20 protein-coding genes are annotated in these 22,748 nt (G+C 50.0%); 7 read left to right on the top strand and 13 right to left on the bottom strand.

The genetic code is table 11. The features are described from left to right. Nucleotides 1-70 precede the first annotated feature (70 nt). Nucleotides 71-4,606, top strand: a complete 4,536-nt coding sequence (locus tag BMY09_RS12035) for an NACHT domain-containing protein (protein ID WP_091358427.1) — start codon at nt 71-73, stop codon at nt 4,604-4,606. A gap of 282 nt (nt 4,607-4,888) precedes the next feature. Here BMY09_RS12035 and BMY09_RS12030 read toward each other — a convergent pair whose 3' ends face one another. The 4 genes from BMY09_RS12030 to ylqF all read right to left on the bottom strand — a co-directional run bounded on the left by BMY09_RS12030 (nt 4,889) and on the right by ylqF (nt 7,714). After that, nucleotides 4,889-6,067: a BaiN/RdsA family NAD(P)/FAD-dependent oxidoreductase gene (locus BMY09_RS12030; protein WP_091358425.1), complete on the bottom strand. Its 1,179-nt coding sequence runs from the start codon at nt 6,065-6,067 to the stop codon at nt 4,889-4,891. A gap of 63 nt (nt 6,068-6,130) precedes the next feature. Then, nucleotides 6,131-6,391 carry a CDGSH iron-sulfur domain-containing protein gene (locus tag BMY09_RS12025; protein WP_091358423.1) on the bottom strand — a complete coding sequence of 87 codons (261 nt, stop codon included), beginning with the start codon at nt 6,389-6,391 and terminating at the stop codon, nt 6,131-6,133. 89 nt (nt 6,392-6,480) lie between these two features. Continuing rightward, entirely contained in the window at nt 6,481-6,756 is a 276-nt protein-coding gene (locus BMY09_RS12020) for a hypothetical protein (RefSeq protein ID WP_091358420.1), read from the bottom strand. A 1-nt stretch (nt 6,757) separates the two neighbouring features. Beyond that, nucleotides 6,758-7,714: a ribosome biogenesis GTPase YlqF gene (gene ylqF / locus BMY09_RS12015; RefSeq protein WP_091358417.1), complete on the bottom strand. Its 957-nt coding sequence runs from the start codon at nt 7,712-7,714 to the stop codon at nt 6,758-6,760. A gap of 174 nt (nt 7,715-7,888) precedes the next feature. Here ylqF and BMY09_RS12010 point away from each other — a divergent pair, with 174 nt between their 5' ends. Then, nucleotides 7,889-9,112 carry an EAL and HDOD domain-containing protein gene (locus BMY09_RS12010; protein WP_091358415.1) on the top strand — a complete coding sequence of 408 codons (1,224 nt, stop codon included), beginning with the start codon at nt 7,889-7,891 and terminating at the stop codon, nt 9,110-9,112. A gap of 56 nt (nt 9,113-9,168) precedes the next feature. Here BMY09_RS12010 and maiA read toward each other — a convergent pair whose 3' ends face one another. The 6 genes from maiA to BMY09_RS11980 all read right to left on the bottom strand — a co-directional run bounded on the left by maiA (nt 9,169) and on the right by BMY09_RS11980 (nt 14,433). Next, complete coding sequence (gene maiA / locus BMY09_RS12005) at nt 9,169-9,801, bottom strand: maleylacetoacetate isomerase (protein ID WP_091358412.1); 633 nt, start codon at nt 9,799-9,801, stop codon at nt 9,169-9,171. An 87-nt stretch (nt 9,802-9,888) separates the two neighbouring features. Continuing rightward, a complete protein-coding gene (locus tag BMY09_RS12000) occupies nt 9,889-10,815 on the bottom strand; it encodes a LysR family transcriptional regulator (protein ID WP_091358409.1) in 927 nt (308 codons plus the stop codon). 146 nt (nt 10,816-10,961) lie between these two features. Beyond that, the gene (locus tag BMY09_RS11995) at nt 10,962-11,444 is read right to left on the bottom strand and encodes a universal stress protein (protein ID WP_091358408.1); all 483 of its coding nucleotides are present in this window, start codon (nt 11,442-11,444) and stop codon (nt 10,962-10,964) included. Between the two features lie 60 nt (nt 11,445-11,504). Then, the gene (locus BMY09_RS11990; protein ID WP_091358406.1) at nt 11,505-12,833 is read right to left on the bottom strand and encodes a TRAP transporter large permease; all 1,329 of its coding nucleotides are present in this window, start codon (nt 12,831-12,833) and stop codon (nt 11,505-11,507) included. Nucleotides 12,834-12,884: 51 nt separating this feature from the next. Continuing rightward, a complete protein-coding gene (locus tag BMY09_RS11985; RefSeq protein ID WP_091358404.1) occupies nt 12,885-13,400 on the bottom strand; it encodes a TRAP transporter small permease in 516 nt (171 codons plus the stop codon). 10 nt (nt 13,401-13,410) lie between these two features. Beyond that, a complete protein-coding gene (locus BMY09_RS11980) occupies nt 13,411-14,433 on the bottom strand; it encodes a TRAP transporter substrate-binding protein (protein ID WP_091358401.1) in 1,023 nt (340 codons plus the stop codon). 585 nt (nt 14,434-15,018) lie between these two features. Here BMY09_RS11980 and paaX point away from each other — a divergent pair. Further along, complete coding sequence (gene paaX / locus BMY09_RS11975; protein ID WP_091358400.1) at nt 15,019-15,939, top strand: phenylacetic acid degradation operon negative regulatory protein PaaX; 921 nt, start codon at nt 15,019-15,021, stop codon at nt 15,937-15,939. Nucleotides 15,940-16,052: 113 nt separating this feature from the next. Next, nucleotides 16,053-16,634, top strand: a complete 582-nt coding sequence (locus tag BMY09_RS11970) for a DUF2889 domain-containing protein (RefSeq protein WP_091358397.1) — start codon at nt 16,053-16,055, stop codon at nt 16,632-16,634. Here BMY09_RS11970 and BMY09_RS11965 read toward each other — a convergent pair. Further along, nucleotides 16,627-17,511, bottom strand: a complete 885-nt coding sequence (locus tag BMY09_RS11965) for a LysR family transcriptional regulator (RefSeq protein WP_091358395.1) — start codon at nt 17,509-17,511, stop codon at nt 16,627-16,629. The two genes, BMY09_RS11970 and BMY09_RS11965, sit on opposite strands and share 8 nt — an antisense overlap. Nucleotides 17,512-17,628: 117 nt before the next feature. Here BMY09_RS11965 and BMY09_RS11960 point away from each other — a divergent pair, with 117 nt between their 5' ends. The 3 genes from BMY09_RS11960 to BMY09_RS11950 are packed head-to-tail and all read left to right on the top strand — an operon-like array spanning nt 17,629 to nt 20,755. Then, complete coding sequence (locus BMY09_RS11960; protein WP_091358392.1) at nt 17,629-19,332, top strand: sigma-54-dependent Fis family transcriptional regulator; 1,704 nt, start codon at nt 17,629-17,631, stop codon at nt 19,330-19,332. Further along, nucleotides 19,333-19,752: a GlcG/HbpS family heme-binding protein gene (locus tag BMY09_RS11955; RefSeq protein ID WP_091358389.1), complete on the top strand. Its 420-nt coding sequence runs from the start codon at nt 19,333-19,335 to the stop codon at nt 19,750-19,752. After that, nucleotides 19,742-20,755: an LLM class flavin-dependent oxidoreductase gene (locus BMY09_RS11950; protein WP_091358386.1), complete on the top strand. Its 1,014-nt coding sequence runs from the start codon at nt 19,742-19,744 to the stop codon at nt 20,753-20,755. Before BMY09_RS11955 ends, BMY09_RS11950 begins: the two co-directional genes overlap by 11 nt. Nucleotides 20,756-20,771: 16 nt before the next feature. Here BMY09_RS11950 and BMY09_RS11945 read toward each other — a convergent pair whose 3' ends face one another. Then, on the bottom strand, nt 20,772-21,719 hold the full coding sequence (locus BMY09_RS11945; protein WP_091358383.1) for an RluA family pseudouridine synthase: 948 nt from the start codon (nt 21,717-21,719) through the stop codon (nt 20,772-20,774). A 41-nt stretch (nt 21,720-21,760) separates the two neighbouring features. Further along, complete coding sequence (cysB, locus tag BMY09_RS11940; RefSeq protein WP_091358381.1) at nt 21,761-22,735, bottom strand: HTH-type transcriptional regulator CysB; 975 nt, start codon at nt 22,733-22,735, stop codon at nt 21,761-21,763. Between the last annotated feature and the right edge of the window lie 13 nt (nt 22,736-22,748).

Below are 22,748 nucleotides of genomic sequence, written 5' to 3'. Positions count from 1 at the left end.
AAACCAGTCGGCTGACAAGAGACTAGTTAGCGAACGAATAATTAGAAATCGATAGTACGTAGAGGACAGTATGGCTGAACCGCTAGCAGAGATTAAGGGCGTTCTTTTAGCACTCAAGCCTGCCGGTGCTACCGGCTTTGAAGGGTTTGTTCGGATCGTTCTTACTGAATTAACAGGTATTCCATTTCGCCTAGCCGCAAGTGGTTTTCAGGGGGGAATCGATGGTGATTCCGCGTTGGAAAGTGACACAGTATGTTTTGAAGCAAAACGATACTCCGGCGAGATCCATAGAAATGAAGTCTTAACAAAAATCGTCGACCTAGCTTGCAACAAAGATGCTCCCGATCGACTCTGGGTACTTGGAGCCACAAAAGAGATCTCCACTCAATTGGCATCCGCAGTACGAGAAGCTGGAGACCAACACGCAATTTCCACACTAATTCTTGATTGGACATCTGCTCCGTTACCTCTTTTAGCAGTAGCAGCTGCGGCCTCCGGAAAGCCAGCACTAGAATTCCTTAAGGCCCATGCTTCTCCTGCACCTTGCAAAGAAAACCTGATTAAAGCCTTCACGGAAATCACTGAACATCCCGAGTTTCATAGCTTATTGCACAAGTTAAAACTGAACCTAAAAATTTCCAGCTTGGCTCTAGCACGTTCAATAGAATTGAATGAAGCGTGGAAATCAGCCTCCTTTGGGTCCGAAAGCGCCGCTAGGGATAGGTTTAATCAGGCGCTTGCAGTTAGCGCATACCCTGACTCTCCTCCTTTACGTATTGAACTGCGAAAGAAGGTTTCTGAAATCTTACAACGCGACCAAAGCGTTGTTCTCTTTGGCGGAGAGGGGCAAGGTAAGTCATGGCTCGCTGCGCAGATCTGCGTTGACCATAAAGGGCTTACGCTGTTCTCCAGCGCTGAACAGTTCGATAACGTTTCTAACAAAGATCTAGACGCGTTTCTTATCGATCTTCTGATCGCACAAACCAACGAAATAGCAGATGAAACGATAAAACTTAGATGGCGACATCGAGTTTCTGCTTGGCAGAGCCAGCCACCGAAGGCCCCGTTACTGGTGATTGTCGATGGTATTAATCAGAGGCAGAACATTCGATGGGACCGCCTTCTGAATGGCTTACAGGAACGCTTGCGGGCTATTGGTGGGAGACTACTTGTTACAGTGCGCCCTCAGTTCTGGCGCAAGCTCGTTGAGCCAGGCTTAGCCTTTACGCCGAAGACTATTGAAGTGCCCGAATGGTCACCGGGTGAACGCGATCAACTATTAGAACATTATGGTATTGAACTCGATTGGCTCGATGACGCCACTCTCAGGACTCTCCGCAATCCACGACTTCTCAAAGTGGCGGTTTCTACGATCCCCCACAAGAAATCTGAGGCCTGGAAAGGGCTGACGACTGACCGGATTCTCATGGAGCATCTTCGAGCTTTACAGCGCGAAAATTTTGAAGACGAGAGGATGAACGATCTAACCAAACGTCTCAGTAATTGTGCAAAAGAAGTACTAGAGCGAGTAAGGAATTCGCCAGAGAAGCATCCACCATGCAGCTTTGAAGATGACTCTAATCACGTTATTGAGACACGCTTCTTTCGAAGTCTCCCTGGGGCGGGAGATATTTATGAATTACTAGATGAAGGGCTCACTCTAGCCCTCTCTTATACCTTTATCGACCAACTGTTTCGGGCACAGCAGACAGGGACTAATCTTAGTGAGCATATAGCCCAGCTAATCGATCCTATCCAAGCTATGGATCGAACCGTCGATGTTATGTTCGCAGCGTTAATGGTCTGTACATTAGATACTAGCCGTTTCGATCAAGCCATATTTGCTGCCCTCCTTGATGCGTTCTCCAGCCTTCAGAATGTTGACGATCAACGTTTTGAGGAGTTCGTCGAGATAGTAAAAATCCAACCTACAGAACTGTTCAATGCATTGGAATTGTTTGCGCTTGGTAGAGCACACCGTATTAACCAAGACTGGTTCACCCATGCTGCGTTCGAGATCGCTGCAACAGAGAACGGATGGCTTGTAGCTAAAACTGCAATTCGCAACTGGCTACATCGTTATAACAAAGATCCGATAGAACAGACGAACCGCTACGCGAAACATGATGAGGACACTTATCGGGAAAACTTACAGAGACGACAGAAAGAAATAGAAGGCACATTATCGTCATTATCTTCTTTCGAAAGACAGCTATTGGACAATATGACTGAGGTAGCAGGGGAAACAGATTCCCTGTTCAACTTGGCACTTCAATTACTTGCCGGTCGCCCACTTGCAGAGTTTTCTGACTGTTTTATAGCAATGGGGCTTGCTTTCAATCTCGATAAGGATACGGGTTATGCGCGAAGGGCCTTTGATCAGCTAACAACGTTCAATAGGGTAGACCGAATGCGATGTAAGGACGCATTTCGGAGCGCTATTGAACCACTACGTTCCCCCGATACCTCCCTTGCTGGTAAGTGGACTATCGTGCGTATGCTCTATGCTTCCGGCGATGGCCCTGCCTCCTCCGAAGCGAAAATGATCGCTGCTCAGTTAAACAAGGAGAGAGTTCGTTGGAAACTATCTTCTCCTAACGAATGGCGTCAAATTAGCGTGGCTGATCCTGGCGTTCAACGCCCCATCGACATAGAAGAAGCATTAGACCAATTTTCCTCAATTAATAAGGAGAATGTCCTAAGTGCGATGGGAATGACTGGAGAAGACTACACACTTGAAGAGATTCTTCCGCTCGTATGTAGATTTGAACCTGAATTAGCTGTCGATGAAACCAGGAATCTTATCTCAGGACTTTTATCCAGAACTGGGTTAGCATTGCGTCAGCTCATATTTAATGGTACCGAATATATTCCTTTGATGACCCGAAATATCGCAGAAATCCTAGTTAAAAGGGTCTGCGATACCGATATGGTGGGAACGATCAAAGAAGAGGAACAAGAAACCATGAGGATGTTTCTGTTCTACTACTCCGCCTACCAAATGTCGGCGTCAGAACAACTCAGCTGTTTAATCAACCCTGCATTTGGATCGAATGTCCTACTCAAAGCACTGGACGCCCTAGCGCCACAACCTACTAATACTGTCCTAAATTGCCTGAAGTCAGCACTAGAGTCTAATGATAAAAATGCCATTTATGGTTCATTGATCGCCACACGTTACGGTGATACTCCGATCACACCAGAGCTTGAATCGCTCATATTAACATGCAGTAAATCGGAGCATCCTGAACTTCGTACCATCGCTTTTGATATAGCGGCTAAGAATGATCTTAAATCAGTAAGAGATGCCCTTTTGGGGAGTGACTGGTCCAGTCAAACCACAGATACGAGGACTCTTGAGAGTTGGTATGGCTCTATCCTGCTGGCTCAAGCCTGTGCAAGGCACGAAGTCGGTATTGATGAGTTACTGAAACGGATTAGCCTGGAAGTCTTGTACACAACAGATGAGCTGGTTGGCGAAGTGATAACCAAGCCATCGGCTAAATATTTTTTATACCGTTTTAAGGACGCAATAGAGGCAATCAATAGTCATGTACCTACAACTGTTGACCTTACTCTATCGACAGATAAGCGTGATTCTTTCCCCTTACTTTCCGTCGATGAATCAGATCATGACGAAGGCCGTTTCCCACGCCAGAAAACGCTAAAAGAGAGCTTTAGAATATTTGAAGAAGATTTTGATGAGAAACAGAAACGAATACACTCGATTGCAGATGCATTTTTTGAGAGTTTGAAGGACTCCGATGCTAAACTTCTAGTTGAATATCTAACGCTTGATGATATAAGAAGACTTATTAAAGCAGACGAAAACTTTTTGTCTGAGGTCCTCAATACCTTAGAACAGGCCAGAGAAAATCAACTGGGTTGGCTGAAAAATATCGCGCTCATGGTCGCGAACCTAATATCGAAAGAGTTACCTGAGAAAGCCGTAGCTCTTTTTAGAAAGTTTTCTGAAGTACCTGGAATGGTCAAGTATGACCTGGGAGATGATCTGACGTTAGAACATGAAGCTATCTGGTCAAGCTGGTCTTCAAATACAATAAATGAATTTTGGCAGCAACGGCTTCTTAAGTCTTGGAATGATGAAATCTTGGCCCGAGAGGTATTAGCAGCAGAGCGATTTGGTGCTTCCGATTTCGTTCAGTCCTTCATAAAATCTCTATCGGATAGTACTTCAACGCTTGATCAATCATACGCAATATCAATCGCTGGTTTTTCTATGCAGTCCGATCAATTTTTTGACACCATAAATCACCACCTGGATGGTGACGGAATTGCAGCAATAGCATCAAAATGCGCCAAAGAGGCTCATGACAACTATCAGTGGACTAAGAAATGGATGACCGACATGTGCTCCGCAGAATCACCAGAAGATTTTTGGTGTTATTTAATGGTACTAAAAACATGCATGGATGCACGTACTACTGCCGCCCAAATATCAAATACTAAATGGTCACATTTTGCTCCTATTTTTAGGGAAATAAGAGTATCAGCGCTCAAAGAGCGAAAGAAAACAAGATCCAAGACACTTGTTGGACAACAAGCACCGGATAAAATATTTATCGCTGGTTTATGCAAAAATTGAAGACTTATTCCGCGGGTTGGTTGTTATCGGAACATTTGTGATCCCAACTGTATGACCTCTTTGGCTCGACACACAGCTTTTGAACTAAACTTTGTTTTACCCCGACGGCGATTTTGAAGGTAGATGTCGTGAAAGCCTAATTTAAATCGACTTTGAATGAAGGCAGACCAGCAGGAATAAAGTATTTCCACAAAGCTAGACAATCTCCTATATGTCTAGCTTTTCATTACCGTTTGTCTAAATTTTATTACCTTTGTCTAAAATTTAAATACCCTGACACAACTAAACCGCCTGCCCCGCAGCCACCCCGGACGCCCAGGCCCACTGGAAGTTATGGCCACCCAGATGGCCGGTTACATCGAGGCACTCGCCAATAAAATACAGGCCAGAAACAGATTTAGCTTCCATAGTTTTCTGATTGATTTCATTAGTATTTATACCGCCAAGTGTGACTTCAGCTGTACGATAACCTTCAGTACCGGACGGTTTAATTTTCCAGCAACAGAATGCAGCAGCAGCCGCTTCAAGCTGCTTATTGGAGAGGTTTCCTATTACGCCAGAGAGTTCAAATTTGGCACAGAGTATTTGCGCCATCCGCTTACTCATCTGCTGCGCCATGATGGTGGTCAGTTCTGCTTTTGGGCGTTGTTCCCGCTGCTCTTTCAACCACGCTAACAGATCAAAATCGGGAAACAGGTCGATCTCAACTTCCATCCCCGGCTGCCAGTAGTTGGATATCTGCAGCACCGCAGGGCCACTCAGCCCCCGGTGAGTAAACAGCATCATCTCAACAAAGCTGGTTTTACCGATACTCGCCCGCACCCGATGTGAAACACCGGACAGCTCGCTCAGTTGCTCTTTATCTTTGGGTTGCAGGGTAAAAGGCACCAGAGAAGCGCTACGCGGTAACAGATCCAGCGAAAACTGCTCGGCGATGTCGTAGGCAAAACTGGTGGCTCCGCCGTTTGGAATAGACAACCCACCGGTAGCAATCACAACCGATTTTGCCGCTATATTGCCAGCAGTGGTTTGCAGCTGAAAACCGCACTCGGTCTGTTTCAGCTTATGTACCTCGGTTTCGGTTCTGATCTCAACCCCTGCCCAGTCACACTCGGTGAGTAAAACCTGAAGAATCTCCTTACTGGATTCGTTACAGAACAACTGCCCCAGCGTTTTTTCGTGATACTCCACCCCGTGACGATCAACCAGATCGATAAAATCCTGCGCACTGTAGCGACTCAACGCCGATTTACAAAAATGCGGATTTTCTGAAATAAAGTTCGCGGGTGAGTTATGGAGATTAGTGAAGTTGCAGCGGCCACCGCCCGACATCAAAATCTTCCGGCCGATCTTAGCCGTGTGCTCAAGCACCAGCACCGAACGTCCCCGATAGCCTGCCGTAGCAGCACACATCAGACCGGAAGCACCAGCCCCGATAATAACCACATCAACCTGTTGCAAGGTAACTATTTCCCGCTAAAAAAAGAAACGCATTGTACCCAGTCAGGTCGGTTGTAGCGAGTGCTATTGGCTGTTACCGCCCGTACGGCTGTGACTACCATCACAAAGCGGCGGTGTAGCGGTTTGTTTACAACGGCAGAGAAACACGGTTTCGCTCTTGCGGGCAACAAAGACCACCGGATCCAGTCCTGTACCCTGATGAGAACCATCACAGAAAGGCTGAGTTGCCGAACGGCCACAGGCGCACCAGCAATAGGTCTCACCCTCTTTCAGATCAACCCTGGCAGGCGAATCGCCCGCACGATGAACATCAGCATGAGTCATAGTCCGATCTCCATTTACCGCCTGCAGTTTATCTGCAGGCACCAGTAAACGTAGATGAGGCTTTGGCGGAGATCAAACTCCGGAGGGATTTATTTATCTTCGGCTTCCGCCTGGCGAGCCTCTTCGGCGCGTTTCAGTCGACGGATCTTATCCGCCAGCGGCGTATCACGTTTAGCCTCAGCGGACTCTGCCGCTAATTCAGCTTCACGGGCTTTTTCGTACACAGACTTATGCTTTTTCTTCTGTTCCAGACTGCGGCGCTTACGGCTCTCATAGCTATCGGGATCAGCCAGCTTTTCGCTGCGCCGGGGCACATCGAGAAAGATGGGTTTTGGTGAAGTACGCTTTTTCTTAATACGTGTCATCTCATTTACCTTTATTTCGCTGAGCCGGGCGATCACTCTGTGACCCTGCCTCCAGCCCTTCCTGCGCTTCTCTTTCCTGCTCCAGACGCTCTGCTTCAAGCTGTTGTTGCTCCCACTTTAACAGCCACTCATCGACCGTTTCGTAGGTTATCTGTCCCAGCTGACCTCCGCGTAATTCGTTAAGCAGTATTTCTGATGCTTTATGCATATCGATCTTGCCACCAGGTCTCAGTCCGCCACGCTTGCGCCCAATCTCTTCCAGCACCTGGTCGCCGCGCTCAGGCAGTTGCTTCAGTTTATAGCGAGCCACCAGCAGCTCAGGGTATGCTTTACGCAAAAACTCAGCAGCATACAGCGCAACATCCTCGAATTCGATGGCGGTATTTTTAATAGCCCCACTGGCGGCCAGGCGGTAGCCTGAATCGATATCTTCAATTTTAGGCCATAACATCCCCGGCGTATCGGACAACGCCATACCATTGCGCAGGGTAAAACGTTTCTGCCCCTTAGTAACCGCCGGCTCGTTGCCAACTTTAGCGATTTTCCTGCCCAACAGGGCATTGATCATGGTGGACTTGCCAACATTGGGTATCCCCATAATCATCGCCCGAACCTGACGCCCATGATTACTTCGCGAAGGCACCAGTTTATTGCACAGATCGGGAATAGTGCTGATCAGCTTTTTCTGCGAATAATCGATTATCAGTGCCTGAGTGTCGGGCAGACTGTTATAAAACGCCGCCCACTCCTGCGTTCGTTGAGGGTCCGCCAGATCACTCTTATTCAGCAACTTGATGACTGGTGTTCCTTTGCGCAGCTGAGACACCATCGGATTTTCACTGGAAACCGGCAGGCGCGCATCAAGCACCTCGATCACCACATCGATCTCATCCATCACCTGGGCGATCTCTTTGCGGGCTTTGTGCATATGGCCAGGGAACCAGTTAATTGTACTCATAATCACAGTCTGCTAAATCAGGGAGCAACATTATACCTGTCGCATAGAAAACAGCGACTTCTTTTGCTGTTTATCCCATAATCCTATTACCTGTATTGGTGATAAACACAGCTGACAACAGAAACTGCTGATTATATGCTGTAGCAAAAAGCAGTTTCGAATGGAAAAAACTATATGGAAAGCACATCAGATTCACAAGTTCTGATGGCCCGCCAGCCGATCTTTGACCGCAGCCAGCGGGTTGTAGCCTATGAACTGCTCTACCGGGACGATCAGGACTCGGATAACAGCCTGTTCCGCAATGCCGGTTCCACCAGTGAGGTTATCCTTAACTCCTACACCAGCATCTCTGATCAGGGGGAACTGAAACGGGTACCAGCGTTTATCAACCTCAATCGAGACCTGCTGGTGTCTGACGATTTCCCTGAGCTGCCCCGTAAAAATATTGTCCTCGAAGTGCATCAGAATATTAAACCTGATCGCGAAATCATCACCGCTATTTACCGTCTGGTCAAGGCGGGTTACCGCATCGCACTGGATCATTTCACCTATAAAGCAGCGTATGAACCCCTGCTCAAGATGGCGCATATCGTCAAGGTTGATGTGCAGAACATGAGTGTTGAGGAAGTGGCTGAGCAGGTGCGTCTGCTAACGCCCTTCAAAGTCACCCTGCTGGCAGAAAAAATCCAGACGGTCGAGATGCTGGAAGCATGCAATAAGCTCGGCTTTAAGCTGTTTCAGGGACACTTCCTCAGCAAACCGAAACCGGTTAAAGGAAAGAAAGTTGACCCAAACCAGGCTGCGCTGTTTGAACTGGTGCAGGAACTTCAGAATCCCAACACCACGCCTGAGCGACTTGAACACCTGATTATCCGCGATCCGGTACTCACCTATAAGCTACTGCGTATCGTCAACTCAGCGGCCTACTCCCTGGTGCGTAAGCTTGAATCCCTGACTGAAGCAATCGTTATGCTGGGAATGACGCAGATCAGGAAGTGGGCGACTCTGATTGCGCTTAACAACCAGAGCGGCAAACCAGAAGAGATCTGCCGCAGTCTGCTGGTGCGGGGGCGGATGTGCGAAGAGATCGCACTGGCAAGCAAACGAAGCAATCCCGGCAGCTATTTCATGACGGGTATGATGTCCAATTTACACCTGTTGCTGGATATTGATCGTGAATCGATGCTCCGGGAAGTCCCCCTGAGTGACGAGATTAAAAATGCGATTCTGTTGAATGAGGGCGAGATGGGCGAAACGCTGATGTATGTTGGCAACTATGAAGCGGGCGACTGGGATCTGCTGCCAACCAATTTCGATTCAAACCTCTATGAAACCTGCTATCGCAAAGCCCTCGACTGGAGTAAAGAAGCGATGCAGGCGCTCAGTGATATCGACTGATCTTCTCTGGCCTCAGCATATCCCCTGGGCCGCATTTGCGGCCTTGCTAAGCCACTTCATGCTCCAGGCTGCAGATCGGGATGGGCGGCGGCAAACGCCTGAATCTGCAAACAGTTTTCATTTACCCGGACAATGTTGGGGTAGCGCTCAAGGTCGCAGTTAAACCGGTTCGCATTAAACACCTGCGGAACCAGACAAAGATCCGCCAGCGTCACCTGATCGCCAAAACTATAACGGCCAGACACCTGGCTAAGCAGCTGTTCCAGCGCGGTAAACCCCTGATAGATCCAGTGCCGGTACCACTCGGTTTTCTCGCTTTCGCTGACGCCCAGTTCAGACACCAGATAGTTAAGCATACGCAGATTATTAAGCGGATGGATATCACAGGCAACCAGCTGTGCCATTGCCCGCACGGTAGCCCGATCAGCAGGCGTTGCTGGCATTAACGGCGCTCCACCAGAACAGGATTCCTCGAGATATTCACAGATCGCCAGTGATTGAGTAAGCAGCAGTGCTCCGTCCTCAAGCGCAGGAACCAGCCCCTGGGGATTTCTGGCCAGATACTCGGCAGAACGCTGCTCACCGGCAAGCAAACTGACCGGAACCTGCTGATACTCAACCTCTTTAAGATTCAGGGCGATACGAACACGATAAGCCGCTGAAGAGCGGCAATAGTCATACAGAATCATTTATCTTACCCAATATATTTTATTATTAAACAGATGCTTACAGGAAACACTAAAAGTAGATTATCATAATAAACGGTCAGTCCAGGATTAAGCACGGCTTTGGCAGTGTAGTTTTTGCTGCAGATTATTTTCCAGCCAGCCCTGAAAAAACTCGATAAATAAACTGACTTTCGGAGGGCTGTATTTACGATCAGGGTAGATAGCATAAAGGCTGAGTTGCTCCGCCTGAAACTCTGGAAGCAGTAATTCCAAACGTCCCTCCTCAACATAGTGTTCGATTACAAATGAGGCCAGATTAGCCACCCCCCGATGCGCCAGGGCAGCCTGTAGTACCAGCAGACTGTTGTTCGCTTTCAGGTCTCCACTGACCTGTACAGTCTGGCTGCCTTCAGCGTTTGTCAGGGTCCAGAGATTGGTATTACTTGCCAGCATAAAGACCAGACAGTTATGCTGCCTGAGATCCTCAGGTGTCTGAGGATGACCATGCTGCGCCAGATAGCTGGGGGTGGCACAGAGGAACAGCGGGATGGAAGCTATCTGACGAGCGATGAGACTGGAATCAGGTAGTTTAGGGTGGGCTATTCTCAACGCCAGATCAAACCCCTCTTTGAGCAGCTCGACATCGCTGTCATCGAGAGCAACTTCCAGCTGCACATCCGGATAAGCGGCCATAAATTCTGGGATCGCCTTTGACAGCAACAACTGACCAAAGGTCATATTGCAGTTAATCCTCAGCAGCCCCCTGGGCTTGCCCTGCAACTGGGACACCAGGTTTTCTGCTTCGTCCACATCTGCAAGAATCGCCTGACACTTTTCATGGTAGGCGGCCCCCACTTCTGTGACACTGAGACGCCGGGTTGTTCGTTGCAGAAGCCGGGCACCGACATGCTGTTCCAGATGTGAAATCTGCTTACTCACTGATGAGCTGGAGATTCCCAGTTCAGAGGCTGCCAGGGAAAAGCTTTTGAGATCTACCACCCTGACGAATACAGCCATTGCCGACAAAACATCCATTCACTGTCTCTCCTGAACACTGATCAGGCTTTAACCTATCAGGGCATACGCTGATACACAATATTAATTCCATAAAGATAATAATCATTGGTCTGAAGCACAAAAAAAGCGACTTCAGAAGCCGCTTTTATCTGCTAATACAGCGATCAGAGTGGCACGATCAGCACCGGCCGTTTTGAGTTATGCATCACTTTATTGGCGGTTGAGCCGAGCAGGAACTGTCCCATAGCTGAGTGCGTCCGGGTTCCCATCACGATGACATCGGCGTTGATCTCATCCGCTACCCTGAGAATGGTTTTCCAGGGAGTTCCCTCCTCGACACGGGAGGTTACAGAACCTTCATCAAGGATCTCATTCTGCTCGAGTTCCGACTCACAGAAACGCTGGATTCGCTCCTCAATTTTAAATTTCAGGTTTTCCAGGCTCTGATCATGCAGCTCATTCAGATCAGCCTCACTAATCATGTTTTGAACAATACTCTGCGCTGAGGCACTCAGAGGCTCTATCACATGCAGGTAGGTAATTTCAGAATGATAATGGCCACACAGACTCACCGCAGCGCGAAACGCAGGACGTGAACCTTTATCGATATCAGACGCATACAGGATTTTTTTTACATCAGGTAGCATAGCAGTAACCTTCTGTTAAAGAGCCCCGTCTCCCTATTATGAGTAAGGGGCCGTAGTATATTAACGATACAGCAGCTCAGGAAGAAACAGCGATATCGATGAGATAAAGGTGATCAGCGCCAGGCGAACGATATCAGCACACCAGAACGGGGTAACCCCCTTAAAAATAGTACTGGCTTTAACGTCTCTCAGCACCGCACTCAAAACAAATACGTTCATGCCCACCGGTGGCGTGATCAGACTGATCTCTGTCACCACGACAACAACAATACCAAACCACACCAGGTCAAAACCGAGACTCTGAACCAGCGGGAAAAAGATCGGCACTGTTAGTAGCAACATCGACAAACTTTCGAACACCATGCCCAGCACAATGTAGATCGCAAGAATAACCAGAATAACCACCATTGGGGCGACATCCAGATTGTTAACCAGATCCAGAAGGTCTGACGGCAGGCCGGCACGGTTAATAAAGTTGGAGAAGATCAGCGCACCGATCAACACTCCGAAGAGCATCGCCGAGGTACGGGCAGTATCCGTAAGAATATCAAACAGACTACCAAAACTAAGCGACCTGCGGTACAGGGCAATAATAAATGCACCACCGGCACCGATACCCGCCGCTTCCGTCGGTGTAAAGATACCGAGATAGATTCCTCCCATCACCACAGAGAACAGTAGCAGCACACCCCAGACACCGTTTAATGCCTGAATCCGCTCGGGCCAGCTCATCTTTTCACCGCAAGGCCCCGCTTCAGGGGTGCGCCAGACAACAAATCTGACAGCGCAGAGATAGAGCAAAATACCCAGGAATCCGGGAATAAAGCCCGCCGCAAACAACTCACGGATACTGGTCTCGGTCAGCAGACCATAGATAACCAGAATAACCGAGGGTGGAATCAGTATTCCCAGAGTACCACCTGCAGCAATGGAGGCAGTGGCCAGAGAATCGGCATAGCCATACTTGCGCATCGGTGGCATCGCCACCTTTGCCATCGTCGCGGAAGTCGCCAGACTGGAGCCACAAATGGCCGAAAAACCACCACAGGCAACCACTGTAGCCATCGACAAACCGCCCTTGCGGTGGCCGAGAAAGGCGTAGGATGCCCGATAGAGCTCGTGAGAAAGTCCTGATTTGGTAACCAGATTCCCCATCAGGATAAATAGCGGAATCACTGACAGGCTATACTCCTGAGCAGTATTAATCACCCGCTTGGAAGCCATCGTCAGAGAGGAGTTCCAGTTAAAATCCATAAAATTATCAAAGCTCAGGCCCTGCATATACGCAAAACCAAAGAAGCCCACCAGGCCCATCGCAAATGCGATCGGCACGCGGACCACCACGATGAACAGTAACAAAATTACAAAACCAGTTAATGCAGTAATCATTCTTATAATACCTGTAACGTTGTCAGCGCATTAATACCGGAGACCCCGGAATCAATCCCGGGATAGGAAAAGCAGCCGGTAGATACCGTAACTGATCATCAGCGCAGCAGTCGCCCAGCTCATCACGGCGATATAATCGACAATATAACCGACCGGAACTTGCAGAAACTCGGTCACCTCGCCCCGACTATTTGAACGTACAGCCAGTTCATGGATACGAACAGCAAGAAAATACAACGAAGTAGAGATAAGCAGCGCAGACAGCAGACCCAACACTTTGATTACCGTACCGCCTAGTAGCCGGTCCAGAATATCAACGACTACGTGACCACCGCGCCAGGTTATAACAGGCATCTCAGCAAAAACGAGAATAGCGAGACTCATCTCAGTTAACTCTGTCGCACCATCAACCGCATTATCGAGAAAATACCGTCCAAACACATCGGCACAGGTCAGCATCATCATAAAGAACAACGTGATGGCAGCTACCAATTCAAGGAGAAAGGCCAGCCAGACGACTGGCCCCTTCTCCTCGTAGTGCGCTGTCATCCAGGCACTGAAGGACATAGCAGGCTCCTTACTTGTAGCTGCGGGCGATCTGACGCAGCTCAGCCAACGCGGCTTTAGCGTCGACACCACGGTCAGCTACAGACTCATAGAAGGCCTCATCCATGCCCTTGGTAAGCGCCTTAAACTCTTCAGCCATCGGCTCGCCCTCTTTGACCTGAACCACGTTTACACCGTTTTCCTGCGCGGCTTTAAGTCCTTCAATATCCGCAGCATCCCAGGCACGCCCAGCCATTGCCGACAGTTTTTCACCAGACACGCTGAGAATAGCTTCACGATCCTTAGCATCAAGATCAGCCAGGAAGTCGGGGTTCATAAAGATTCCAAAGCTGCCCAGATACATGCCACCCGGCAGCGCAACAACATTGCGGGCAACTTCATGCAGACGCAGAGATTTCTGCTCGCCCATTGGGATAAACACCCCATCAATAACGCCCTGCTGCATCATCTCGTAGACTTTGGGAGCTGGCGCACCAACCGCCGTCACGCCCATACGCGCACCGATCTCACCCTGAACACCACCGCCAAGACGGATCTTCTTTCCTTCCAGCTCTGACAGAGAAGAGATAGGTTCAGCCAGATGGATCTGACCAGGCCCATGGGTAAACAGACCAATCACCTCAAGACCATCATGCTCATTAGCCTTAGCAAAATATTTCTGATGTACACGCCAATGGGCGACAGATGCCGCTTCTGCACTCGCCCCCAGCAGCGGCTGCTCTACCGCCTGCGTCAGTTTAAAACGCCCCGGCACATAGCCATGATAGCTCCACGAAGCATCTACTACGCCATCTTCTACCAGTTCAAACATGGTTTTTGGATGGCCCAGCCCATACTCAATCTCAACCTTAACACGGCCCTCGGTAGCATCTTCAACCCACTTAGCCCAGGTAGGCCAGACAACAGCATTTTGTGGATGGGTAGGTGGCAACCAGCTGGCTACACGCAGTGTAGTATCAGCCAGAGCAACGGTAGTTAGTGATGTGCCCAGTGCAATCGCGGCCGCACTTTTCAGGAAAGTCATTTTTGTCATTCGGTCTATCTCCTGGCTATCTCTTGAACGTTTAATACGTCAGTTATTGTTATTAAGAGATCATTGGGGTTTTGCCCCTATTTATTATTTATCCTGACTATTCGGGTCAGGGTCTTTCGAATCATAACCAACTAAGTGATACAATTCCATACAACATTAAAAAGATATATGTATCAGTTAAATATTACAGCGCCTCCGTTGCCCTGCTTCGCCTGATCAGCCTTCTTCTGTGAACCTGAACAAGCCGCATTGTGCTCTGTTCGTTTATCCTGTCACTCAGAGAGTCATCTGATCCAGCTTTTAGTTAACATGTTAACTTAATAGTATTTACAGGTAAACACCTATAACCACATTCACCTTTATCTACTCTGCGTCTGCTCTGTTACAGCCAGTTATGCTATCCAGGCATCCCGGCAGCAATAGCCCTGAGTTACATTTACTTATAGACCATATGGATTTAATTACCTCTTACTATGTTGATGAGTTCGTTTTTTGCTCATAAACTCGTTGATTTACTGGTAATATCCGCTATCAGCATTTCCGGTTAGCCTGGATACCCTTTCCGTTCTGATTTATGAGTAGCCCATGAACAAACTCCGTTGTATTGAAGAGTTGGTCGATGACTTTAAGAATCAACGCCCGATCCGGGGCGGTTCTCTGATCATCACTATCTATGGCGATGCCATTTCCCCCCGGGGTGGAACGGTCTGGCTGGGAAGTCTGATCAGGTTGCTGGAGCCACTGGGACTCAACCAGCGACTGGTGAGAACATCGATTTTCCGGCTGACAAAAGATGGTTGGCTGGCTTCCAGCCAGGTTGGCCGGAAAAGTTTTTACAGTTTGACGGACACAGGACGTCGCCGATTTGAAAGTGCATTCAGGCGGATCTACGCTGAGCTTTATCCCGAGTGGGATGGCAAGTGGGATATGATTGTCACCACTCAGCTTGATAATGAGCTGCGTAAAGTTGTCAAAAAAGAGCTTGAATGGCTTGGCTTCGGTAATATCACTCCCAGCGTCATGGCACATCCAATGGCAGACATAACCGAGGTCAGCAGTACGCTGCAGGAACTATGCGTGCTCAACGATGTGATCCATATGAAATCCGAACTGGTAGGCAGCCAGACCTCTATTCCGTTGAAAGAGCTGGTGCATGAGTGCTGGAATCTTGACCAACTGGCTGAAGGTTATCAGGCGTTCCTGGAGCGTTTCCGACCGATTCTCAGAGCCCTGGAGGGGCAGTCCGAACTGGACCCGGAGCAGTGTTTCCAGCTCCGCACCCTGATGATCCATCACTACCGCAGAATCCTGCTGAGAGACCCGCAACTGCCGGAAAAATTACTGCCGGCCGACTGGAGCGGAACTTCCGCCAGAGTGCTGTGCCGCAACATCTACCGGTTGATCTATAAGCGGGCAGAGGAACACCTCTCCTCAACCCAGGAGACCGCCGATGGTCCTCTGCCCGAACCCGCTCCCCGCTTCTACAAACGCTTTGGTGGCTTGTAAGCAACTGCAACAAAAGATTGCAAGCCACAACAGTTTATGGGTTTAATATTTTACCAGGCGCCCCCAGCGAGTGAGCGCCCGATAAACTATTACTATTAGAAAGAACAGATTCTATGCCACTACCTCAACCTGCTGAACGCACAAAAATTCACACCCGCACTGTCACCTGTGAGGGATTTGAACGCACTGACGGACTATGGGATATCGAAGGCCATCTGACCGATATCAAAACCATCCCGATTACGCTGCGCGACCGGAGTCTGAGTCCGGTAAATCCTGGCGAGCCTATTCACGATATGTCAATCAGGCTGACCATCGATCTGGATTTCAATATTCTCGATGCAGTTGCCAGTATGGAGCACACGCCTTTTACAGTCTGCCCGTCAATTGCTGATGCGTACAAACAGCTGATCGGCCTGAGAATAGCGCCCGGATTCACCAAACAGTGCAAAGAGCTGTTTGGTGGCACCAATGGATGCACCCATCTTCTTGAGCTGCTTGGCCCGGTGGCAACTACCGCATTTCAGGCAACCCATCAGGCCAGGGAAGCCAGACATGAGCACGCCAGTGAGGAGCACCGCCCCCATACGCTCAACACCTGCCATACCTTTGACAGCGCCGGTGAGGTGGTTAAGAAATACTGGCCGCAATACTACGAGCCGGACAAGCTGATCAGCAGCAAACAGATCAGTTAAACCGCTTCTCGTTTGCATGGAACATCACAAACTCGATAAACAGCCTTACCTTGCCGGGGATGTATTTGCGCTCTGGATACAGCATATGCACTTCCCGCGGGTGCGGCTGCCAACCCGGCATCAGTTTTTTTAACCGGCCAGCGATCAATGACTTAGTCACAACATAATCCGGCAGGTTAACAATACCCAGCCCATTTTCTGCCGCCCGTGCAGCGATATTCAGCTCATCGACTTTCATCCGCGCATCACCCACAATTTTGACTGTTTCATCCCCTTTACTGAAGTTCCACACCGGGTTTCTTCGGGTTACGATCAGGGTGTGCTGATACAGATCCTGCGGGTGTTGCGGCACTCCCCGTCGACGCAGATAATCCTCGCTGGCACAAACACTGAAGCTTGACTCCATTAACGGTCTTGAAATCCAGTTCTGCATCCGCACGTCCCCAATACGGAACGCGACATCGATCCCCTCCTCTACCAGATCGATATTACGGTTAACCACTATCAGCTCCAGATTGATACGTGGAAAGCGCTCCATAAATTTAAAAAACCACTCCGCCAACAGATCATTGGTGAGGCTGACCGGCGCGGTTACCCTTAGCAACCCGGAAGGCTCTGCCAACTCATCATCAAGCTCTTTAGCGGCGTACTCCAGCTCAGTAAAGAGCGGCTGACAACGGTTATAGAACTTAACACCCGCCTCCGTCAGCACCATTTTTCGTGCACTGCGGTGCATCAGTTTATAACCCAGATCATTTTCCAGCTGCTGAACCTTGCGGCTGACAGTCGATGTGGGGACCGATAACGATTCTGAAGCCGAGAGAAAGCTGCCTCGTTCCACCACTTTAAGAAAGATAAACAGATCCTGATAGTTCATTTGATTACCTTGATCCCATATTTGGGATCATATATTACATTTTTACTACATCTTTTTATATAGGCAATCATATATGATGATTTGATCATAATCATAACAATGCAGAGTGCTTATTTAATGAACATCGCAACCAAACATCTGAATATAAAGCATCCTGATATCAAACAACTGTCCAAACAGGTCAGATTCCAGAACCATGACGGCACCGTCTGGTTTGGCGAACAGCGCATGCTGTTGATGCAGATGGCGTCACTGACCACCTTTCGCAAAGAACAGATCCTCACCGTCGGTCTGGAGCGGGCCAAAGGCTTTTTTATGCGTCTGGGTTACAGCCTGGGACAGAAAGACGCCGAACTGGTTAAACGGCTGGCCGGCGATATTGAGCCCGAGGAGTTGTTCCGCACCGGTTTTCAGCTGGACTCATTAAAAGGCTCCGTGAAAGTTGAAGAGCTAAAGCTGGAGATTGACCCGGCCAATCAGCATTTTTATGCCCTGCTGAACATGCATGATTCTTACGAAGCTGAAATGTTTATCTCCGAGCTGGGCCTGACAGACGGACCCGCCTGCTGGGCGCTGGTGGGTCATACCAGCAGCTTCGCCTCAGAACTGCTGGGACAGGAGATTATCTTTAAAGAGATTCACTGTCGCGGCTGTGGCGATCAGCATTGCCTGTTTGAGGGTAAGCCCGCTGCTGAATGGGAGGACCATCAAACCTACCGCGACTATTTTAAAACAGCCCCCATCATCGAAGAGCTTTACGATCTTCAGAATCAGGTTACCGAGTTACGCCATCAGGTAGATGACACCCCGAGTCTGGGCAACCTGATTGGTAAATCCGGCGCATTTAAGCAGGTGTGTAAACTGGCGAAGAAAGCGGCAACCGGCAAGGTTTCAGTGCTTCTACAGGGCGAAACAGGCGTGGGGAAAGAACTGGTTGCCAAAGGTATCCATGACAGCTCCGGCCGTTCATCCCAGCCCTTTATCGCCGTTAACTGTGCCGCCATCCCCCCGGACCTGATTGAGGCGGAACTGTTTGGCGTCGAGAAAGGTGCATTTACCGGCGCTAACACCAGTCGTGAGGGGCGTTTTGAGCGCGCCCATCTTGGCACCATCTTCCTCGACGAAGTGGTCGAGCTGAGCCCCCGTGCTCAGGCGGCACTGCTGCGGGTATTACAGGAGGGTGAACTGGAACGGGTAGGCGATTCCCAGACCCGTACCGTTGATGTGCGGGTGATTGCAGCAACCAATGAGTCACTGGCGCAAGCCGTTGAAGCCGGCCGGTTCCGGGCAGACCTTTACTACCGGCTGAATGTTTATCCGATCGATATCCCGTCGTTACGCCAGCGGCATGAGGATATCCCGCTGCTGGCGGCGCACTTCCTGCAAAAGTACGAAGCACTCTACGGTAAAAAAACTCTGGGACTCTCTGATCTGGCGACCAAAGCGCTGCTTAACTATGACTGGCCCGGCAACATCCGTGAACTTGAAAACATCATCGAGCGGGGAGTCATACTGGCTGAAGACAGCGAAACTATCGATGCCGACTATCTGTTTCCCAGTATGCGTCAGGACGGCAGCAGCCAGGTGTTATCAAAGTCAGGCACCCTTATCGACTCTGCTCCCGCACCAGAGCATGGAGCCACCAGCTGGACAATGCAGGCACTTGAACAGTGTGGATCGTTAGAAAAAATTGAAGAAGCGCTGGTGCGATTTGCACTATCCGAAGCGGAAAACAATGTTGCAGAAGCCGCCCGTATGCTGGATATCACCCGCCCAACGCTGGCCTACCGCCTAAAAAAACTGAATATAGAGGTTGAATAGATGTTATCTGAACAAAGCCAGCAACTGCTTACGCTGGCGCTTACCACCGCCCGCAACGCCGGCGTAAATGTGAACATTGCCGTTTGCGATCCGGGAGGCAACCTTTGCGCCTTCCTGCGAATGGATGGTTCACCTCTGGGGTCGGTTGATATTGCCCAGAAAAAGGCCCGTAGCGCAGTGCTGTTTGGCGCCCCTACCGAGGCTCTCGGTCAGTTGGTACGGGAGCAGCAGCTGGATAGTTTTGAGCAAACCAACGGTGGCCTGATTCTGTTCGCCGGTGGTGAACCGGTCTTCCAGCAGGGCAAACTGATCGGCGGGATCGGCATCTCTGGTGGCAGTGCCGCTGAGGATAAGATGATCGCACTTTCAGCTATCGATCAGGCGGGCTTCACCCCTGCAGGAGTCACTAATGCCGTTTAAGCTTAGCGTAGTAGATCAGTCCCCAGCTCATAATGGTCAGTCTCAAAGTCAGGGATTGCACTACTCTATCCGTTTGGCGCAGCTGTGTGAGGAGTTGGGCTATCACCGTTTCTGGATTGCAGAACACCATGATACCGCCAGCTACTCCAGCTCCTGCCCTGAAATTCTGATCGCCCATATCGCCCAGAATACTCAGAATATCCGCGTCGGCAGTGGTGGCGTTATGCTATCCCACTACAGCCCCCTCAAAGTGGCGGAAGTGTTTCGCACGCTGGAAGCGCTTAATCCGGGCAGAATCGATCTCGGCGTTGGCCGGGCACCCGGCGGCACTGACCAGACCAGCAGAGCATTAGCCTTTCCTAACCGGCCAAACAGCGCCGAGCTGTATCCTCATCTGCTCAGCGATCTGAGCGGCTTTGTACATGATAATCTGCCCGGGGAACACCCTTTTTACGGCATCAACGCCACCCCGGTGGGTGCTGCAGCCCCTCAACTCTGGACACTGGGCTCCAGCAGCGGCAGTGTCGACCTGGCGGCAGAATTGGGACTGGGGTTTGTACTGGCGCTGTTTATCGGCACCCATGAACGTCCGGCAGAGATCTTTGAACGCTATAAAGCCAGATTCCGGCCCAATGGTAAGGGGCTGGAGCAACCGCAGACTATTCTCTCAGTTGCCTGTCTCTGCGCCGACAGCAAGGAGGAAGCCGCCTACCTGGCGGCCCCGAACATGTACTGGAAAGTGATGGCGTTCCGGCACGGTATCCGTGAGCATATCCGTAGCCCTGAAGAGGCACTCAGTCTTTATAACAAACTGCCGCTATCGGATCAGGCTTATTATCAGGAAACCCTCGATTCGGTGGTCAGCGGTTCAGCCAGACAGTGCCGTGAAGAACTTGAGCGACTGGCCGATCACTACAATGCAGAAGAGCTGATGCTGGTTAACGTCACCCATGACTTTGAAGACCGCTGCAACAGTTACAGGAAACTGATGGCTGCATTTTAATCTGAACGCTGCCCGCTCAGGGTTGAGCGGGCAACGCGACCTTCACCCGGTCACCATCAATATTCAGGGTAAACTCAACCGCCTGAAGCCGGTGATAGCGACTGCCGAGTACCCTGAAATCGGTATCATCAAGCCCCTCCTCTATCCTTTTCAGATAGAAATATCCCCGGTGTCCATAGATTTTATCTCCCAGCACCGGATGACCCAGATAACTCAGCTGAGCCCGAATCTGGTGTTTTCGCCCGGTATACAGGCGGCACTCAATCAGCGCGTTGCCGGCCTCTGAATATAACACCCTGAATGCCGTTTTACTGTGGCGCGGTTTCACAAAGTGTCCGCTATCGCTAGCATCCACCACATAGACCTGACTGCGAATGGCACTACCCGCTCTTTCAGACAGGTCGCACAGCAGCGTTTTTGTCTGCCAGACAGGGATTCCTGCAACCCAGGCGTGGTAGATCTTCCCGGTAATCAACTGATCCAGACGAGGCTTCCAGCGACGATCCGCTGAGGCATGCTTGGCCAACAGGACCACACCCGCCGTTTCGCTATCCAGCCTGTGTAATAGCCGGGCATCATAATAGGGCGTTTGTCGCCTTACCAGCGAGATCAGAGTGTTGTAGAGATTACGGGTGGTCCGGCTCACCGGCAGCAGATGAGGCTTATACACCGCCATCAGTTCACTGTTTTGCCACAGTAAGCGCCAACCGGCATCGACGTCATCTTCACGATGACCCGGCAGACTGACACGCACCATTGCACCACCCAACAGATTAAAATCCGCCGAAACGACCTCATTGTCGACGCATATACAGCCGCTGGCAAAAAGCTCAGGCAGGCGGTCAACATCCGCAGGTGTAAGCCTCAGGCGTAAAAAATCGATCAGAGGAAGGGCTAAGGTCCCGGACTCAGCAACAGCGAGACAGTCTGACAGATTAAAGATCAGAGAGAAGTGTTCCGACACGCGTCACAGACCTGTACAGGTAGACTAAAACAACAGATCGATCAGAGATCCGGCAGTTGTTGATGGGCAAAAACTTCCTCGATCTCAGCCCGGTTACTACAAGCTTGAACCTGCCTGACCACTTCGGGAGTAAGGTGCGGCGCAAACTGCTGGATAAAGTCGTACATATACCCCCGCAGAAATGTCCCTTTACGAAAACCGATCTTGGTGGTGCTGTACTCGAACAGATGGCTGGCATCAAGACAGACGAGATCCTGATCCTGCTGTTCATCAAACGCCATGGTAGCGATAATCCCAACACCCAGCCCCAGACGGACATAGGTTTTGATGACGTCGGAATCAACTGCAGTAAATACCACTTTGGGTTCCAGTCCCTCCCGGCTAAAGGCATCATCCAGCTTGGATCGTCCGGTAAAACCAAACACATAAGTCACAATGGGGTACTGAGCCACATCCTGCAGCGTCAGTCTGGATACCTGAGCCAGAGGGTGATCTTTCGGTACCACAACGGACCGGTTCCAGCGGTAACAGGGCATCATGATCAGATCATTAAAGTGCGACATCGCTTCGGTTGCAATGGCAAAGTCGACTGAGCCATTTGCCGCCATCTCCGCTATCTGCATCGGAGTTCCCTGATGCATATGCAGGGAGACATCGGGATAGTTTTTCATGAAACTGTTGATCGTCACCGGTAGTGCATAACGCGCCTGAGTATGAGTCGTTGCCAGATCAAGACTGCCCATCTTCTCATCACTGAACTCCTGGGCAACCTGCTTGATGCTTTCAACTTTACGCAGAATATCACCGGCTACTTCCAGAATCGCCTCGCCGGCGGGTGTTACCCGGGTAAGGTGTTTTCCGCTACGGGCAAACACCTCCACCCCCAGTTCATCTTCCAGCAGACGAATCTGTTTGCTGATACCCGGCTGAGAGGTATAAAGGCTCTGGGCAGTCGCAGAGACATTCAGATCATGCCTGGCTACTTCCCAGATGTAACGTAACTGCTGCAGCTTCATTTATACCTCCAAT

Origin of the sequence: Amphritea atlantica (genome assembly GCF_900111095.1) — a bacterium.
GTDB classification, from domain to species: domain Bacteria; phylum Pseudomonadota; class Gammaproteobacteria; order Pseudomonadales; family Balneatricaceae; genus Amphritea; species Amphritea atlantica.
This window is presented reverse-complemented; position numbering and strand designations above follow the sequence as displayed.

What these genes read in the sequence shown, in the direction of transcription:
- BMY09_RS12035 (WP_091358427.1), top strand. Translation starts at nt 71, where the DNA reads ATGGCTGAACCGCTAGCAGAGATTAAGGGCGTTCTTTTAGCACTCAAG.
- BMY09_RS12025 (WP_091358423.1), bottom strand. Translation starts at nt 6,391, where the DNA reads ATGACTCATGCTGATGTTCATCGTGCGGGCGATTCGCCTGCCAGGGTT.
- BMY09_RS12020 (WP_091358420.1), bottom strand. Translation starts at nt 6,756, where the DNA reads ATGACACGTATTAAGAAAAAGCGTACTTCACCAAAACCCATCTTTCTC.
- ylqF (WP_091358417.1), bottom strand. Translation starts at nt 7,714, where the DNA reads ATGAGTACAATTAACTGGTTCCCTGGCCATATGCACAAAGCCCGCAAA.
- BMY09_RS12010 (WP_091358415.1), top strand. Translation starts at nt 7,889, where the DNA reads ATGGAAAGCACATCAGATTCACAAGTTCTGATGGCCCGCCAGCCGATC.
- maiA (WP_091358412.1), bottom strand. Translation starts at nt 9,801, where the DNA reads ATGATTCTGTATGACTATTGCCGCTCTTCAGCGGCTTATCGTGTTCGT.
- BMY09_RS12000 (WP_091358409.1), bottom strand. Translation starts at nt 10,815, where the DNA reads ATGGATGTTTTGTCGGCAATGGCTGTATTCGTCAGGGTGGTAGATCTC.
- BMY09_RS11995 (WP_091358408.1), bottom strand. Translation starts at nt 11,444, where the DNA reads ATGCTACCTGATGTAAAAAAAATCCTGTATGCGTCTGATATCGATAAA.
- BMY09_RS11990 (WP_091358406.1), bottom strand. Translation starts at nt 12,833, where the DNA reads ATGATTACTGCATTAACTGGTTTTGTAATTTTGTTACTGTTCATCGTG.
- BMY09_RS11985 (WP_091358404.1), bottom strand. Translation starts at nt 13,400, where the DNA reads ATGTCCTTCAGTGCCTGGATGACAGCGCACTACGAGGAGAAGGGGCCA.
- BMY09_RS11980 (WP_091358401.1), bottom strand. Translation starts at nt 14,433, where the DNA reads ATGACAAAAATGACTTTCCTGAAAAGTGCGGCCGCGATTGCACTGGGC.
- paaX (WP_091358400.1), top strand. Translation starts at nt 15,019, where the DNA reads ATGAACAAACTCCGTTGTATTGAAGAGTTGGTCGATGACTTTAAGAAT.
- BMY09_RS11970 (WP_091358397.1), top strand. Translation starts at nt 16,053, where the DNA reads ATGCCACTACCTCAACCTGCTGAACGCACAAAAATTCACACCCGCACT.
- BMY09_RS11965 (WP_091358395.1), bottom strand. Translation starts at nt 17,511, where the DNA reads ATGAACTATCAGGATCTGTTTATCTTTCTTAAAGTGGTGGAACGAGGC.
- BMY09_RS11960 (WP_091358392.1), top strand. Translation starts at nt 17,629, where the DNA reads ATGAACATCGCAACCAAACATCTGAATATAAAGCATCCTGATATCAAA.
- BMY09_RS11955 (WP_091358389.1), top strand. Translation starts at nt 19,333, where the DNA reads ATGTTATCTGAACAAAGCCAGCAACTGCTTACGCTGGCGCTTACCACC.
- BMY09_RS11950 (WP_091358386.1), top strand. Translation starts at nt 19,742, where the DNA reads ATGCCGTTTAAGCTTAGCGTAGTAGATCAGTCCCCAGCTCATAATGGT.
- cysB (WP_091358381.1), bottom strand. Translation starts at nt 22,735, where the DNA reads ATGAAGCTGCAGCAGTTACGTTACATCTGGGAAGTAGCCAGGCATGAT.